This is a genomic window from Cytobacillus firmus (assembly GCF_023657595.1).
GTDB classification, from domain to species: domain Bacteria; phylum Bacillota; class Bacilli; order Bacillales; family Cytobacillaceae; genus Cytobacillus; species Cytobacillus firmus_B.
The window spans coordinates 3,069,117-3,083,444 of record NZ_CP098323.1; the positions used below are offsets into that span (position 1 = coordinate 3,069,117).

Consider the following 14,328-nt stretch of genomic DNA (forward strand, 5'->3'; position numbering starts at 1 on the left):
TCTCTCTTTCAATTAAGCTCCTAATCCCGTTAATACTCTCATCTGCTTTCTTGCCCTGAAAATCCTGGTTTTCACAGTTGAAGGCTTTAAATTTAGAACAGCGGCAATTTCATGCTCTTTTAATCCTCCATCAACTTTGAGCAAAAGTACTTCCTGGTAGTTCGATGCAAGCTGTCTGATGGCTGACTTGATTTCCTTAAGCGCAAAACCTGATTCCACTTCCTGTTCGACATCTTGCTTTGTAATGAGGCAGAAGCTTTCAAGAGTGTCCTGCTCCATCGGCACTGCAGTCTTCCGCTTTTCCCGCCGAATCATATCCAGTGCGGTTCTTCTGGCAATGACAGACAGCCATGCCCCTGCTTTTTCTTCATCTATAATGGTTTCCGCCTTCTTCATGGCTTTAATAAACGTTTCCTGAACGATATCTTCTGCAAGATACGCGTCCCTTGTCATCGAAAAACATATATGATAAAGCCGTTTATAATAGCAGGTATACAGCTCTGCAATATCCATAATTCCCCTCTTCCCTTACTCCTCTAATTTCAGCGAAATGCTCACCTTGAACAAATCACCATCTGTATCTATTTCGAGATTCCCTTCATGAAGGTCAATGATCGACTTCGCAATGGCGAGCCCCAGTCCGGAACCATCTGTATGCCTTGATTTATCTCCCCGCTTAAATCGCTCATACAATTCTTCACTCTGGTCATCGAGCTCGTATTTTGAAACATTTTTAAACGTAATGACTGCCTGGCCTTTGGCTTTCGCAAGGGCAATATAGACCCGTGAATGTTCCAATGAATATTTAAGAATATTGCCTATTAAATTATCAAATACCCGCCAGAGCTTTTGGCCATCCACATTGGCGATTGCCGGATGATCAGGCTTGGTGACACGGAATTGCAGATTGGATTCCCTAATGGCATTATCATGCTCTGCAAGCGCCTGCTGCAGCAGCTGGACCAGGTCTACTCTTTCTTTTCGAAGCTCAATATTGCCGGTTGCCATCTTTGAGACCTCGAATAAATCATCAATCAAAACTTTTAACCGTTTAGATTTCCGGTCAATGATCTCAAGGTAGGCAGAGCGATCATCTTCTGATACCTCGCCTGACTTCATCAGCTGCGTGTACGTAATAATGGAAGTCAAAGGTGTCCTTAAATCATGGCTGACGTTTGTAATCAGTTCCGTTTTCAGCCTTTCGCTTTTTGCCTGTTCGCTAAGGGACGTTTTTACGCCCTGCTTCAATACATTCATGTTTCCTGCGAGTGAAGCCAGGACGCCTTTTCCTTTAACCGGCAAGTCCTGTCCCATGTGGCCTGAAGCCAATTCATCTGCAGTCTCAACAATACGGTTGAAATATCCAACGCGTCTGATTAATGCCATAACAAGAGGAATACCAGCAAAAGCTAAAACTAGTACATAAAACAGGACAAACAGCGGGTGGAAGAACATGATAATGGAACCCATTCCCATTCCAAAGATGATTAATAGAACAACAAACAGCTGCGTTCCTGTGCTCCGGTTTATAAAAGCTTCCTGGAGGCTGGTTTTCAAACCGCTGGCCGCCCTATACATCAGACTTTTTTTCAAGACTGATTTTGCGTTTTCGAAGTCCTTAAATTCACTTGCAATATATTTGAACTGTACAATTGTCAGGCCGCAAAGAACCGATGCTCCTAGGAGAACAATAATCAATTCAATTACACGCGAGAAGATGTTGTAGCTGTCTATAAGAAAATCGTTTACCAGAAAAAGTGCTAAAATGCCGCCCATTGCTGATAAACCTAAGAAGGTGATCCGTAAATCAATAGGCATCTTATTGTATAAAGGCTCCCACCTTTTGATTTCAGCTGACAGGGCCTTTGATTTTCTGCCGGCAATCAATGCAGCGATAACAGCTAAAACCGCTGAACCGCCATAAATTAATAAGACAATCTGTTTTTGTTTGAAATGATTATTCTGATCAATGAACATATTTGATTCAGGAAGGTTTTTAGCAAGGCCTATTTGTCCCTTAAAGTAGCCTGATTGCGATTCAACCAGTGCCTGATCAAATTCCTCATATCCCCCCATAATAAAATGAAGGAAATAATTTTTATCCATCGTATAATCGGTATGATATAGCATTTCTTTTTCCATGACTTCATCCGGAGATTCATTCCTGGCTAAAGTTAAATTGGTATATACTTCACCAGTCGAAGTGTCTTTGAAATAATAGGTAAATGAATCCTTATAGTAATCGTACTGATCCCGGAGCTGTTCTTTCTCTTTATAGAATTCTTCTAATTTCTCTTCTTTTTCCTTAACCACTTTGGTGCGTACATGTTCGTCACTTTCAAAGTTTTTCGTGACATCTTCAATTTTTTTATACATTTGATCTTTTAAAGATTGTGCTATTTCACTGCTGTTCACCGCTTTTGCTTCTTCAATCCTAGGCTCATATTGGTTCTTTATACTATCAATTTGTTCAGGAAGTGTTCCATAACGATAACGATGTTCATTAATTTCCTCTTCCGTCACCTCAATCGCTTCTTTCGCTTTTTCAATAGGCACGTTATTCAGTTCATACAATTCCAGATAGCCGGCATATTGATCTATTTCACTTCTGAACTCTGCTGTGTGAAAGTAATCAGGGTTTGCATATTCCCTCGCATTAATCAAAACTGCCAAAACGCCGCTTGCTCCGAAAGCAAATAAAACCATTATCATCACAATGATGAATCTATTTTTCCATCTTGTATCCAATTCCCCATACCACCTTTAAATATCTCGGATTTTTCGGATCAATTTCAATTTTTTCACGGATTTTCCGAATATGTACCGCCACCGTATTTTCCGCGTTATAGCACGGTTCGTTCCATACCCGTTCATAAATTTCATCTATGGAGAAAACGCGTCCGGCATTTGTCATTAAAAGCTCCACAATTTTATACTCGATTGGAGTCAATTTCACCGGCTCTCCATTAACAGTCACTGCTTTTGCTTCCTTATCAAGCATAAGGCCGTTCAGATCAATGACCTTTTTAACTCCTTCAAATGTTCCGAATGTCACATATCTTCTCAGCTGCGATTTCACGCGGGCAACCAATTCCATCGGATTGAAGGGCTTGGTCACATAATCATCAGCGCCAACTTGCAGCCCGAGGATTTTATCGGTATCCTCTGTTTTGGCACTCAGGATGATAATCGGGATGTTTTTCTTCTCGCGAATTTTATATGTAGCCGAAATGCCATCCAGCCTTGGCATCATGACATCTAAAATAATCAAATGCACCTGGTTCTCATTCAAAATCTCCAGAGCTTCGATTCCATCCTTTGCTTTTAAAACGGTGATGCCTTCATTTTTGAGATAAATTTCAATGGCGTCCCTGATCTCTTTTTCGTCATCTACGACAAGTACATTATAGTTATCCATAATTCCCCTGCTTTCACGGTGCTCTTTTTCATATTTTTATACTAAACGTAAAATCTTAACATTAATGTAATAGAAATCTTAAGAATTTCTTAAGATTGGATTTGTGTTTTCTAAATTTTGCCCGTTGATTCCCGCTCCAGGCACTTGCTTTCCGCGGGGAGGAATGCGAGCCTCCTCGGCTCCGCCTGCGGGGTCTCACACTTCCCTCACTTCCCGCAGGAGTCAAGCGCCCTCCGCTCCAATCAACTCAGAGGTCAAATGTAGTTAGCTGCCTTTACGAGGATTGGATTAATCTTATCTCTTCTATTTTATATAGGGTGAAAATGGAAATATAGACTTGTATTTGCAGGACGCAAAAAAGCACCACCCTCCAGCTGAGTTTGCTGACGGATGGTGCATAAAGAATAAAATTCATCTTTTAATAGGACCGGACAGGCGAAACCAGCTGAATATAAGACTCGCCGCTGACAGGCTTGATTATAACCGGTCTCATTGAGCCGCTGAAGCTCAAAAGAACATGCTCTTCCTGTATGGCTTTTAGGGCATCCATTAAAAAGGTCCCATCGAGTGAAATAGATAGTTCCCGCTCGCCAATGATTTCTAAAAGAGGCTGTGTTTCTTCAATTTTTCCCATGGCAGAGGAAACAGAGGATATTTTCAATGCTCCTTCTTTCATCTCCAAAAGGACATTATTATTTTTCCACTCATGGGCAAACAGGCAGGCGCGGTCAATACCCTTTAATAGTTTTTTTGCATCCAGTTTTATGACTGTTTTCGCTTCCTTCGGGATAAGTCCAGTTACATCTGGATACTTGCCTTCGATAAGCCGTGAACAGAGCATGATTGATTTTGTTTTGAAAACTAAATAGCTCTCTGATGAAAAGATTTGTACTTTACTTTCTTCCTGATGAGCCAATAGCTTTAAAAGTTCCTTAAGGCTGGAGCCCGGAACAATGAAAGAGCCATTAAATGAATAACGGATCCCTGTCTCCAGAAAAGCTAATCGATGTGAATCAGTTGCGGCACATGAAAAGCTTTTTCCGTTAAAATTCATATGTACACCGGTAAGAGCCGGCCTTGTATCATTCTTTGAAACAGCAAACACGGTTTGCTTTATCATTTCTATTAATTTTGCTGAAGAAAGTTCAATTCCTTGAGAATCTTCAAATTCGGGAAGTGCTGGATACTCTTCAGCAGGAAACCCATTTAATGAAGTGAGGATTTCGTCTGACATTATTGTCATGCTATTCTTTTCATCCGCTTTGATATGGATATCACCCGGCAGCTTTTTAATGAGCTCTGTCAGGTATCTGGATGTTACAACAACACTTCCACTCTCTGCAATCTCAAGTCCGGCTTCTTCATCAGATGCAGGAATGACCTTTTCAATCACAATATCAGCGTTACTCCCAGTGAGTGTTAAATGATTCTCACCTGCAGTCAGCTTTATCCCGGTCAAAATAGGAAAAGGAGTCTTAGCTGATACTACACTGCTTACTTCTCCAATTGCTTTATAAAAATAATCATTCTTAATTATAAACTCCATTCATACCCCGCCTATTTTTTTCGATAGGGTATTCTTTCGACAAAATTCCTGAAAATCCCTTTCACTTTGTCAGCTTAACTTTTTATGAAACAGTTCGATGGGATAAAGCTTATCAGCTCTTATGGCATCATGAATTTGCCTAATGACTTTGGCATCACGGAGTTCCTCGTCCTTAAACCTTTTAAAGTCTGATAGATTGACCCACTTGCTATCGGCTATTTCTTCTTCCTGAAGGCTCAAAAACCCCCCTGTTATTTGACCAATAAAATGAAATAAGATGACCTGATGGTCCGTACTGCTGATAAAGTTATAGATTCCAGTTGTATGAGTCAGCTTAACATCCAGGCCTGTTTCTTCTTTAACTTCCCTGCAGGCAGCTTCAAGAATATCTTCCCCTTTTTCAACATGGCCTGACGGGAAATTCCATTTATTCTTTACTGTGGCTTTATTCTCTTTTATCATCAGCACTTTGCCTTCTTGTATAATTGATGTACTGACCACAAGCACGATTTCGTTCTGTGTCATTCAGCAGATCTCCTTTCCTATTCATTCACCCAATGCTCTGGTCTCTGTAAATCCTTAGGCAGCTTCGTATGCATATCCCCTTTTGCTGAATTAACCTGAGCCTGTGTGAGAAAAATACTTCCCATTAGATTGGCTCCGCTTAAATCTGCGTCCCTGAAGTCCGCCCCAATAAGATCTGTATATCTCAAATCAGCTTTGCGCAGGTCAGCTGCAATAAATAAGGATCCTCTTAAATTCGCCCCGCAGAAAACCTCACCTCTTAATTTGGCCCCGATAAAATCTCGCCGGCCGTTATTTTTTTTTGAAGATTTGTGATTTAATCCTGAATTCCTCCTGACAATCTCACTGGCTATCAGAAGCAGCTTATTGACTTCTTCCCTATGTGCCTGAACATCGATAGCCATAATTAAATCCGGTTCCATATTAGTTAACTCCTCCGTTTTGCAAAAAATTCCACTGACTTCACCATGAATAGGCCTGGCGGCTTCCAAATGCAAAATTTCAGTCAAGTAGAAAAGCATTTCATGAAGCTGGTGCATGACGGGGAACACATCAAACATTTCTTTCTGAAGTTCTGGATGACTGCGCCAGTCTCTATTCTTAAAGGTGTTTTGAGATACTTGCTGGCCTGCACCAAAGCACTCAAATGAGGTACATCCTCTGAAGCCTTTTCCCCTGAGGTCAGCATGAATTTGACAGCGATAATCAGCCTTAAGATTTGGACATGGCTTGCCTGCTTCTTTATCGAAAGCAAAGTCTGCAGATTTTGCATAAGGCAGGGCCACACAGCAAAGCCCAAAACAATTTTCACAATCGGGTATTAAATTACTCATTCGAACACGCACTTCCTTTCGTTCAAAGTACAGGAAAGATGTCATCAATATTTTTTTATTTGATACTGTTCTTGACTTTCCTTACGGGAATGTTTAATCTTTCTGCAAATGGAAATTATTCTTAATATCTCATTATTAAGGAGTGACTTCATGTCCAGAAATAAATATAAAGAAAAGGCAATGAGTGCCGTAAACAAGCTAAAATCAAACCTTAAAGGGAAGCTTTATGAAATGGCAGACATTCCTTCCGTGTCTGTTAAGCAGCTGTCAGAATTCATTCAGCAGCATCCCGATACACAAATAACAAAGAGAGAGCTGCTTGGAAACACCTACACTTTTTACCGGCTAAATGCGAATGATGACTTTCTGTATATGGAGACAATCAATGAACGAATTCTTCAACTGGATGGATCCTCACATGGAAAAAGATTTGTTTCTTATCGATCCTACCGGGATTCCCATAATTTGAATACTCCAATGAGGTTAACATAACCGCCTTCAGCCAAGTGAGCTTCACATCATGGGAAGCTCACTTATTCCTATTTGCTGATGATTGGTTTATAAGATATTTTGACAGTTTAATAGATTCTTCTATTCGTTCAAGCTTTCCTGCATAAAGTCTATCTTCCTCACCTTTGCGAATATTGATGGCATCTTGTATGATTGGGTGCCATTCTTCCGGCAAATGCTTTAGAGAGTACTCCCCGGCCCCTTGCTTAGAGATAATTTCCTTTTCCCTCAATGTGTAAAACTGCCGCAATAAACCCAGCACCGTCCATTCAATTTCTTTATCCACCTCAGACTCGGCTACTTGTTCAAGTTCATCAATCGATTTCTCGATTGCCAGGATTCGATTTGCCCAATAGGTATTCATGTTTTCATAAGTGTATAAAACCAAATCATTGTCATTTATCTCTATTACCGGAAGAGCTCCATAAATGGCAATTCCTTTCTTTTTTAAAAGCCACCAGGTGACTGGGTTCAGGAAATGCCCATAATTCATTTTGCCGTTATTATAAAAGTAACTTTCACAGAGTTTTCCGAGATCATTCTGAGTTATATAAACCCCATCCATCTCAGGAAACTGATAATTGTCAGCTATTATTTTATGAATCTCCTCAGCCTTTTCCAATTCTGATTGGGTTAACCCTCTATGTGTAACCGCAATAAAATCAATATCGCTTGATCCTTCTACATAAGCATCCAGTGCAAGCGATCCATGCAAATATAGACCTTCAAGCTGATTAGGCATATATTCTTTATATAGTTTCATGTACTTATTCAGCAGATTATTAACTGCTATTGGAAGTTCTCTCATCTGCACTACTCCCCTGACTTTTTACGAAAAAGCCTCATTATCAAACAACTATCACTTTTTGGTTTGTCCCATATTATGGTACCATCATCCTTATTCTTTTCAGAGAGCTTTTTCCTCTTATAACCTTGCCCGTTGATTTCCACTGAAGGCACTCAGCAATCCCACGGGGCTGCCGGGAGCCTCCTCAACGTTGCGCGTCTGCGGGGTCTCCCTGGGTACGCTACTCCCGTAGGACATTGAATATGCTTCTTCGACCGGAGAACGCACGAAGAAAATGCGGCAGCATTTTCGAGGATCACGCACCCTCCGCTCCAATCAACTCAGTTCTTGAAAAATGGATATGCAACGATATTGTTAAGTTTACTAAAAAAGTGAATTTTTTCAATATTAGCAACGTATTAAATAAAAGGTTAGGAATTTTGCAGGATACTGACATCCAACTTGTCATGAAAGCGGGGAAAATGAATGACTGTTTTAGAGGTAAGAAATCTGCAAAAATCATTTGGCTCCATCAAGGCTGTCCAGGATATCAGTTTCACGGTTCATGCCGGTGAAGTTTTCACAATAATTGTACCTAACGGAGCAGGTAAGACGACGACACTGGAAATGATTGAAGGCCTTGTTTCACCTGATAATGGCGTAATTCATTTTGGTGACCTTGATTGGAATAAACATGCCGTTTCGATAAAAAAGAAGATTGGTGTACAGCCTCAGTCAAGTGCTATGTTTGATTTGCTTACACCAGAAGAAAACCTAAACCTTTTTGCTTCCTTTTACGACCATGCCCGGCCAACGGAAGAGATTCTTGAAATTGTTAACCTGACTGAGCACCGCAAAAATCACGTTAAAAAACTTTCAGGCGGCCAGAGGCAAAGGCTCGCCATTGGGCTGGCCCTGATTAGTGACCCGGAGATCATTTTTCTGGATGAACCGACAACCGGCCTCGATCCCCAGGCCCGAAGAAATATATGGGATATTATTCTCCATCTAAAGGAATTAGGCAAAACAACCATTTTAACGACACATTACATGGAAGAAGCGGAAAAGCTAAGTGACCGGGTATGCATTGTGGACCAGGGGAATGTGATTACACTCGATACCCCTTCCGCACTCATTGAGAAGCTGACGGATGAGCGGGAAATAAGAATGAGCTTTCTTGATGGAGAAAAGGCAGCTGAGGACGCTGACAGTTTTTCTAAGGAGCTGGCATCTGTTTCGAAAACAGAACGGGAAGGGGCGGCTCTGAAAATATGGGCATCAAAACCGGAAGAAACCCTTTTGGACTTATTTAAATTTACTAAAGAAAATTCATACGGAGTGGAACAGGTCTCCATACGGGAAATGAGCCTGGAAGATGTGTTTATTGCATTCACCGGCAAAGAATGGAGGGATTAACATTAAATTTAATCAATTTAAAATGATGTTTCTGGCACAGCTGAAATTAACTCTTCGTGAAAAACAGGCATGGTTCTGGGGCATCTTTTTCCCAGTTATTTTAATGGTCATCTTTATGGTCATTTTCAGCGGAAATTCAGATGAAGAGTTTAAAACAGAGGTTGCTTTAGTCGATCCAAGTCCGAATCAGGCTTCCGAGATGATGATATCTCAGATCAGTGAGCTTCCTGTTTTTGAGGTGAAATCAGGTAAGCCAGTTACGAGGGATAAAGCGGAAGAATGGGTAAAAGATCAGGAAGTCGATGCCGCCATTATCCTGCCGGAGTCAGCGGAAGCATCCTCTGTGTTTCTTGTTATCAATAAAGAAAATGAACAGGGTGCAGCAGCCCAGGCGGTTTCCGGCATTCTGGATAAGTTTGTGCAGCAGGCTAATTTACTGGCTGCAGGTGCCTCTCCTAAATATGATCTGCAATATGAATCGATTACATCAGGCACCAATGAATTGGATTATACGGATTTCCTTTTAACCGGAATGATTGCTTTATCCATTGCCCAGGGCGGCATGTTTGGCATGGTGGACCTGGTGGAAATGCGCAGAAAGGGATTAATTAAAAGACTGCGCATGACGCCGGCCAATATGGGGATATTCGGGTTAAGCGATATGGTTATGAGACTTTTGTTCAGCATTGTGCAGATCATCCTGCTGTCTTTAATAGGAGTGCTCGTGTTTGGTGCCAATCTTTATATAAACCCTTTTACACTGATTATCGTATTTTTGATCGGCGCTTTATCCTTTAATGCTCTTGGCTACTTCTTCTCCTCCTTCAGCAAAACCACCGAGGCTTATATGGGCGTAGCGAATATCTGCAGCTTTCTCATGATGTTTTTAAGCGGGGTGTTTTTCCCTATTGAAACGATGCCTGAATGGATTCAGCCGATTTCGGCTGTTCTGCCTCTCACCTATTTCGCTGATGGTTTAAGAGAGAGCATGGTGTATGAAACCGGCTTAGCTACTGCATCACTTTGGGCAGGAATTGCTGTGATGGTGATTTGGGGTGCGGTTACCTTCCTTCTGGGGTCGGTGCTTTATAAACGAAAGGCGATTGCTGCAGACAGATAAAAATGAAGGGCCCGGCTGCCTATATAAGGCGGCTGGACCATATGTTTTAGAACTAATAACCTTAGATAAGAGAAACTCCTAATACTATTGCTTTCTCAAAACTTTTTCTTTGACAAATTTTCATGATCAGCAGCCATAGGCGGCATTTCGAACCAGCCTTGTTCTATTAAGAGATTCATCCCATCTTCTGCCAGCAGTCCAATCTCAGCAATCATCCGTGCATAGTTTGCTGCAATATCCCTTCGCTGCGACATGGCCATCGCTTCCCCATAGAAGCCGATAGAAGCAGATAGAAGGGTTGAGATATGATACATCATAAGTTTATCAGAAAAGGGAGGAGTGGTAGAATCCGTTACTTCTGCCTCAAATGTCCTGGGGATATTCAGATTCGACTGCGTTAATATCCCTGATAAAATTTCAAGATGTTTGCGGCATAATTGTCTGCTTCTTTCCATATACTTTTGAACCTCTTTATGTTGAGCTACTTGTCCAAATCCAAGTTCTAAAACAACCTTCATCATTATTTTTTGCATATTCAGATAGATCCCGCTGATTTCAATCGCATTTACAGGTCTCCGCTTCCCGAACCATCCAGTTAAGTAACTCTGTTTCCCTACAAAGTCAATTTCGTGCTGGTTGTTTAATATCGGCGGTTTGACCATTACCCCTTTCTCAATTAAAACATCAGCAGAACGATCAAATAATTCCATCGTTTCATCTATAACCTGCTTCATATACTTCCTAATGTCTGCCCGCGTAGCATTGCTTAAGGCACCTGAATATCTTGTCCCCCCATGTATTGCCATAATGTGTATGTACATCCCCATAAAAATATCAGTAAATAATAACGGTGCATTCACATTAACATCTTTGTCAGTGAAACCAATTGGAATTGGCTGATTCTCTTTTGATAAAAACCCATTAATTTTTTTTATGTGGCTTTCTGATAATTTGAGGGCAAATTCAAGTACTTTGCGGATCTCTTTGTCCTTTACATGGTTCAAAAAATGCCGCAGGATACAAACAGCAAGGCTGTCATTCACATATTGTGACCAAAGGGTTGCGTGTTCGGCTGCAGTAAGCTTGTCTTCATAATTTCCGCCAGGCATATCTTTCCCTCCTGCATTTTGTCTGGTATATGGTTCCCCGCCATTCGCATATTTATTAAAAAGATTTCCAGCATCATATTAAGTGCGGTAAAAATATCAAAAAAGGTGAAACCATCTGGGTTTCACCTCAAACTCGTCAATTATAAATTTTCAAAAAACACTCTGATTACATCTGCTCCCCCAATAAAGGTTCCGAGTGAGCTGCCCAAATTGGATAGGACAACAATCAATAAAATACGGCTCACTTTGTTTCTCCAAAATCCCTTAACACTGAATACATCTTCAGTTAAAGTCTCAAAATCTCTTACGTTGGGGCGTCTCATATATGCTTGTGTCAGTCCGGCAAACCAGCCTGCTGCAAGAAGGGGATTCAGGGACGTAATGGGTGCTGCAACAAAGGCTGTTAAAATGGTCAGCGGATGCCCCATTGCTATGGCAGCCCCCAGTGCTGACAATGACCCATTCCAGATTATCCAGCTGATCGTCTGCGCAAGACCCGCAGATGGATTTGCGAAGAAGGTATAGGCGATAATAGCTAAAATGAACACCGGAATACTCCAGCCAATGATCTTTGGAACATTGGATTTTGGAGGACGCTCAGTCAATTTGGCCATATCCTGTTCTTTTTTGATTTCCTCTTTGATCCCAGGTACATGGGCCGCCCCCAGCACCGCAACAATTTTTTCTCCTGGTGCATCTTTAATTTTCTGCGCAAGGTATTGATCCCGCTCGTCAATGAGTGGTTTTTTTAATCGCGGAAAACTATCGGTAAATTCATTTAGAATCGCATTTATTGTATCCTGATTCTTCATTTTTTCAAGTTCTTCTTCTGTTATGGTATCTTTACTGAAAATACTTGCTATTACCTGACTGAGAAGCAGTGATTTTCCTTTTAATCCAAGGTTGCCCCATATCCTTGCAAAGGTAATTTGTATATTGCGGTCAGCCAGAACGAGATTTGCCCCTGTTTCCTTGGCTGACTCAATCCCCTGGATCATTTCCTGGCCTGCCTTAATGCCAAATTGGTCAGCCATACGGTTTTGAAAGGAAGAAATCGCCAGATTCATTAAAAGCAGTGATGCTTTCTTTTCCTTGATCACCTGGATGATATCCATTTCTTTCCACTTGTTGCCTTCTGTAATCGACTGATATCTCTGTTCATCCAATTCGACACAAACAGAGTCAGGCTGTTCAGCCTCAATGACTTCCTTCACCTGTTCTGCACTGTGCTTTGACACGTGTGCTGTTCCGATCAGTATGTATTCCTTGCCGTCTAAATGAATCCTTGTTATGTTTTCCTCTGACATAAATACCTTCCTTAGATACAAATTCAATTATGTATGCTTTAGCTTTGTCCTCATTATATCATGAACTGCCGGGAGATTTTAATCTATTAACCGCCAAACAGAACAAATGTTTTGATATAATAAAAGAATGCATGAAAAAAATGCAAATATGACATAAAGGTGGAAATAATATTGAATGGTACCGCCCATGCAGCAATTGGAGCAGCAGCAGGATACGTGGCAGCGAACACTGTTCATGCCAGCCCCTCCACAACCCTTTTATTAGTCGGTCTCGGGAGTGTTTCAGGATTAGTACCTGATCTTGATATTGATGGGAAGCTTCGTGACCGTCTTACACTATCACATGAAGTCGTTCAGACCGTTGCCCAAATCATTGGAATTTTAATGATTATTTATAGTTTTTATGAGGGCTCCCCTAAAGAGAAATGGCTTGGAATGGCTATAGGAATCAGTATGACCGCCATTTCTGCGAAAATCAGGCAAAAACATATGCTGACTATTACGGGAATTGGTGTCCTGGCAGGTGGCGTCATTCTGCAGGAACTTTGGCTCATATTATTTGGGATTTATATATTGATAGCTTCCTTTGTTTCCCACCGCAGTTATACTCATTCCCTGCTGGGGGTTATTTTTTTCGCATTCATTTCTTCAAGACTTGAAATATCCCTTGGCATAGAAGGAGTCTATTATACCTGCCTTGCCGGTTACATAAGCCATTTGATTGCGGATTTAAAAATCCTGCCCTTTAATAAGAGAGGGGTAAAGCTCTTTCTTCCCCTTTCATCGAAAGAGATTTAAGACAGCAGCCGCTCAAATTTCTGAGCGGTTTAATCTTTGATTGGAATAAAAACTTCTACCTCTTCCTCCTCATTTGGGGCCGGATAAAAAACTTCAATAATATAATGATCAATAGACTGCTGGCGGTTATTCTCGCTGAGCCAACGGTTAAGCCGCGAATGCAAATCACCCATTTCAGCAGTCTTTCCTCTGATCGATGCATAAGTGTGCTCGGCCTCTAAATACTCCATCCCATATGGCAGTATTTCTGCTTTTTCATGAGCTAAATACCCGGTAAAAAAGGTTCCTTCCAAGTGGTCTTCCCCTCTCTTAGGTTCATAAAAGGCCACTTCTAAACCGCTGCTGTTTTGAACAAGATGGCCCTGCTTTAAAAAAGCCTGAGCTGCTTCAGGCACCAAATGGGCATAATCCTTAAATAAACCCCTGTTTCTTATGACAACTGCTTTGAATTCTTTTAATGCCACATTGCACATATTAGAAATCCCCCCAAACTTTTATTCATATGAAATTCTCTAAGCGATGGGAAAATCCTCCTTTATTCTTTTGCATGAGAAAAGACGCGCCTTGCGGGACGCGTCTCTTTAACTCCCTAATTTCATTATTTTAGTCAGAGGCGAGGGGTATCTTCGGACTCTGCGAACTTGCGTATGTCTTTTTGAGTCTGAACCTGGAGCAACTTTGGACTCTGCAACCTGGTTTTTCTGGTTTTGAGTCTGAACCCGGTGTAACTTCGGACTCTGCGACCTGGTTTTTCTGGTTTTGTGTCGGAACCCGGAGCAACTTCGGACTCTGCGACCTGGTTTTTCTGGTTTAGAGTCGGAACCCGGTACAACTTCGGACTCTGCGACCTGGTTTTTCTGGTTTAGAGTCGGAACCCGGTACAACTTCGGACTCTGCGACCTGGTTTTTCTGGTTTTGTGTCGGAACCCGGAGCAACTTCGGACTCTGCGACTTGGTTT

At 41.4% G+C, this 14,328-nt stretch carries 14 protein-coding genes; 4 read left to right on the top strand and 10 right to left on the bottom strand.

The window, feature by feature from the left end; translation table 11 throughout:
* Window positions 1–12 precede the first annotated feature (12 nt).
* The 6 genes from NAF01_RS15510 to NAF01_RS15535 all read right to left on the bottom strand — a co-directional run bounded on the left by NAF01_RS15510 (window position 13) and on the right by NAF01_RS15535 (window position 6,322).
* Window positions 13–513, bottom strand: a complete 501-nt coding sequence (locus NAF01_RS15510; RefSeq protein ID WP_048009989.1) for an RNA polymerase sigma factor — start codon at window positions 511–513, stop codon at window positions 13–15.
* Between the two features lie 15 nt (window positions 514–528).
* Window positions 529–2,748, bottom strand: coding sequence for a sensor histidine kinase (locus NAF01_RS15515; protein ID WP_250800765.1), 2,220 nt, complete (start codon window positions 2,746–2,748; stop codon window positions 529–531).
* A complete protein-coding gene (locus tag NAF01_RS15520; RefSeq protein WP_163141022.1) occupies window positions 2,726–3,418 on the bottom strand; it encodes a response regulator transcription factor in 693 nt (230 codons plus the stop codon). Before NAF01_RS15520 ends, NAF01_RS15515 begins: the two co-directional genes overlap by 23 nt.
* Before the next feature lie 418 nt (window positions 3,419–3,836).
* On the bottom strand, window positions 3,837–4,964 hold the full coding sequence (gene dnaN / locus NAF01_RS15525; RefSeq protein WP_226617578.1) for a DNA polymerase III subunit beta: 1,128 nt from the start codon (window positions 4,962–4,964) through the stop codon (window positions 3,837–3,839).
* Window positions 4,965–5,033: 69 nt separating this feature from the next.
* On the bottom strand, window positions 5,034–5,489 hold the full coding sequence (locus NAF01_RS15530; RefSeq protein WP_197249426.1) for an NUDIX hydrolase: 456 nt from the start codon (window positions 5,487–5,489) through the stop codon (window positions 5,034–5,036).
* 17 nt (window positions 5,490–5,506) lie between these two features.
* The gene (locus NAF01_RS15535) at window positions 5,507–6,322 is read right to left on the bottom strand and encodes a pentapeptide repeat-containing protein (protein ID WP_226617577.1); all 816 of its coding nucleotides are present in this window, start codon (window positions 6,320–6,322) and stop codon (window positions 5,507–5,509) included.
* Window positions 6,323–6,472: 150 nt separating this feature from the next.
* On the opposite strand from NAF01_RS15535, the gene NAF01_RS15540 reads away from it, so the two are divergent.
* The gene (locus NAF01_RS15540; protein WP_163141034.1) at window positions 6,473–6,814 is read left to right on the top strand and encodes a hypothetical protein; all 342 of its coding nucleotides are present in this window, start codon (window positions 6,473–6,475) and stop codon (window positions 6,812–6,814) included.
* Window positions 6,815–6,851: 37 nt separating this feature from the next.
* On the opposite strand, the gene NAF01_RS15545 is transcribed toward NAF01_RS15540, so the two are convergent.
* Window positions 6,852–7,640, bottom strand: a complete 789-nt coding sequence (locus NAF01_RS15545; protein WP_226617576.1) for an aminoglycoside adenylyltransferase domain-containing protein — start codon at window positions 7,638–7,640, stop codon at window positions 6,852–6,854.
* A gap of 465 nt (window positions 7,641–8,105) precedes the next feature.
* Between NAF01_RS15545 and NAF01_RS15550 the strand changes: the two genes are divergently transcribed.
* Together NAF01_RS15550 and NAF01_RS15555 are read left to right on the top strand one after the other, a co-directional pair.
* A complete protein-coding gene (locus NAF01_RS15550; RefSeq protein ID WP_250800766.1) occupies window positions 8,106–9,035 on the top strand; it encodes an ABC transporter ATP-binding protein in 930 nt (309 codons plus the stop codon).
* Window positions 8,995–10,155, top strand: a complete 1,161-nt coding sequence (locus NAF01_RS15555; protein ID WP_226617574.1) for an ABC transporter permease — start codon at window positions 8,995–8,997, stop codon at window positions 10,153–10,155. Before NAF01_RS15550 ends, NAF01_RS15555 begins: the two co-directional genes overlap by 41 nt.
* A 95-nt stretch (window positions 10,156–10,250) precedes the next feature.
* On the opposite strand, the gene NAF01_RS15560 is transcribed toward NAF01_RS15555, so the two are convergent.
* Both NAF01_RS15560 and NAF01_RS15565 read right to left on the bottom strand, forming a co-directional pair.
* Window positions 10,251–11,264 carry a DUF3231 family protein gene (locus tag NAF01_RS15560; RefSeq protein ID WP_250800767.1) on the bottom strand — a complete coding sequence of 338 codons (1,014 nt, stop codon included), beginning with the start codon at window positions 11,262–11,264 and terminating at the stop codon, window positions 10,251–10,253.
* A gap of 140 nt (window positions 11,265–11,404) precedes the next feature.
* Window positions 11,405–12,571, bottom strand: a complete 1,167-nt coding sequence (locus tag NAF01_RS15565) for a TraB/GumN family protein (protein WP_250800768.1) — start codon at window positions 12,569–12,571, stop codon at window positions 11,405–11,407.
* Between the two features lie 171 nt (window positions 12,572–12,742).
* Here NAF01_RS15565 and NAF01_RS15570 point away from each other — a divergent pair, with 171 nt between their 5' ends.
* A complete protein-coding gene (locus NAF01_RS15570; protein WP_226617571.1) occupies window positions 12,743–13,369 on the top strand; it encodes a metal-dependent hydrolase in 627 nt (208 codons plus the stop codon).
* A gap of 29 nt (window positions 13,370–13,398) precedes the next feature.
* Here the strand turns inward: NAF01_RS15570 and NAF01_RS15575 are convergent, their stop codons facing one another.
* The gene (locus NAF01_RS15575) at window positions 13,399–13,842 is read right to left on the bottom strand and encodes a GyrI-like domain-containing protein (protein ID WP_197249421.1); all 444 of its coding nucleotides are present in this window, start codon (window positions 13,840–13,842) and stop codon (window positions 13,399–13,401) included.
* Between the last annotated feature and the right edge of the window lie 486 nt (window positions 13,843–14,328).

Coding starts and splice junctions, on each gene's coding strand:
- NAF01_RS15530 (WP_197249426.1), bottom strand. CDS start 5,489: ATGACACAGAACGAAATCGTGCTTGTGGTCAGTACATCAATTATACAA.
- NAF01_RS15550 (WP_250800766.1), top strand. CDS start 8,106: ATGACTGTTTTAGAGGTAAGAAATCTGCAAAAATCATTTGGCTCCATC.
- NAF01_RS15510 (WP_048009989.1), bottom strand. CDS start 513: ATGGATATTGCAGAGCTGTATACCTGCTATTATAAACGGCTTTATCAT.
- dnaN (WP_226617578.1), bottom strand. CDS start 4,964: ATGGAGTTTATAATTAAGAATGATTATTTTTATAAAGCAATTGGAGAA.
- NAF01_RS15565 (WP_250800768.1), bottom strand. CDS start 12,571: ATGTCAGAGGAAAACATAACAAGGATTCATTTAGACGGCAAGGAATAC.
- NAF01_RS15545 (WP_226617576.1), bottom strand. CDS start 7,640: ATGAGAGAACTTCCAATAGCAGTTAATAATCTGCTGAATAAGTACATG.
- NAF01_RS15555 (WP_226617574.1), top strand. CDS start 8,995: ATGTGTTTATTGCATTCACCGGCAAAGAATGGAGGGATTAACATTAAA.
- NAF01_RS15535 (WP_226617577.1), bottom strand. CDS start 6,322: ATGAGTAATTTAATACCCGATTGTGAAAATTGTTTTGGGCTTTGCTGT.
- NAF01_RS15520 (WP_163141022.1), bottom strand. CDS start 3,418: ATGGATAACTATAATGTACTTGTCGTAGATGACGAAAAAGAGATCAGG.
- NAF01_RS15540 (WP_163141034.1), top strand. CDS start 6,473: ATGTCCAGAAATAAATATAAAGAAAAGGCAATGAGTGCCGTAAACAAG.
- NAF01_RS15575 (WP_197249421.1), bottom strand. CDS start 13,842: ATGTGCAATGTGGCATTAAAAGAATTCAAAGCAGTTGTCATAAGAAAC.
- NAF01_RS15560 (WP_250800767.1), bottom strand. CDS start 11,264: ATGCCTGGCGGAAATTATGAAGACAAGCTTACTGCAGCCGAACACGCA.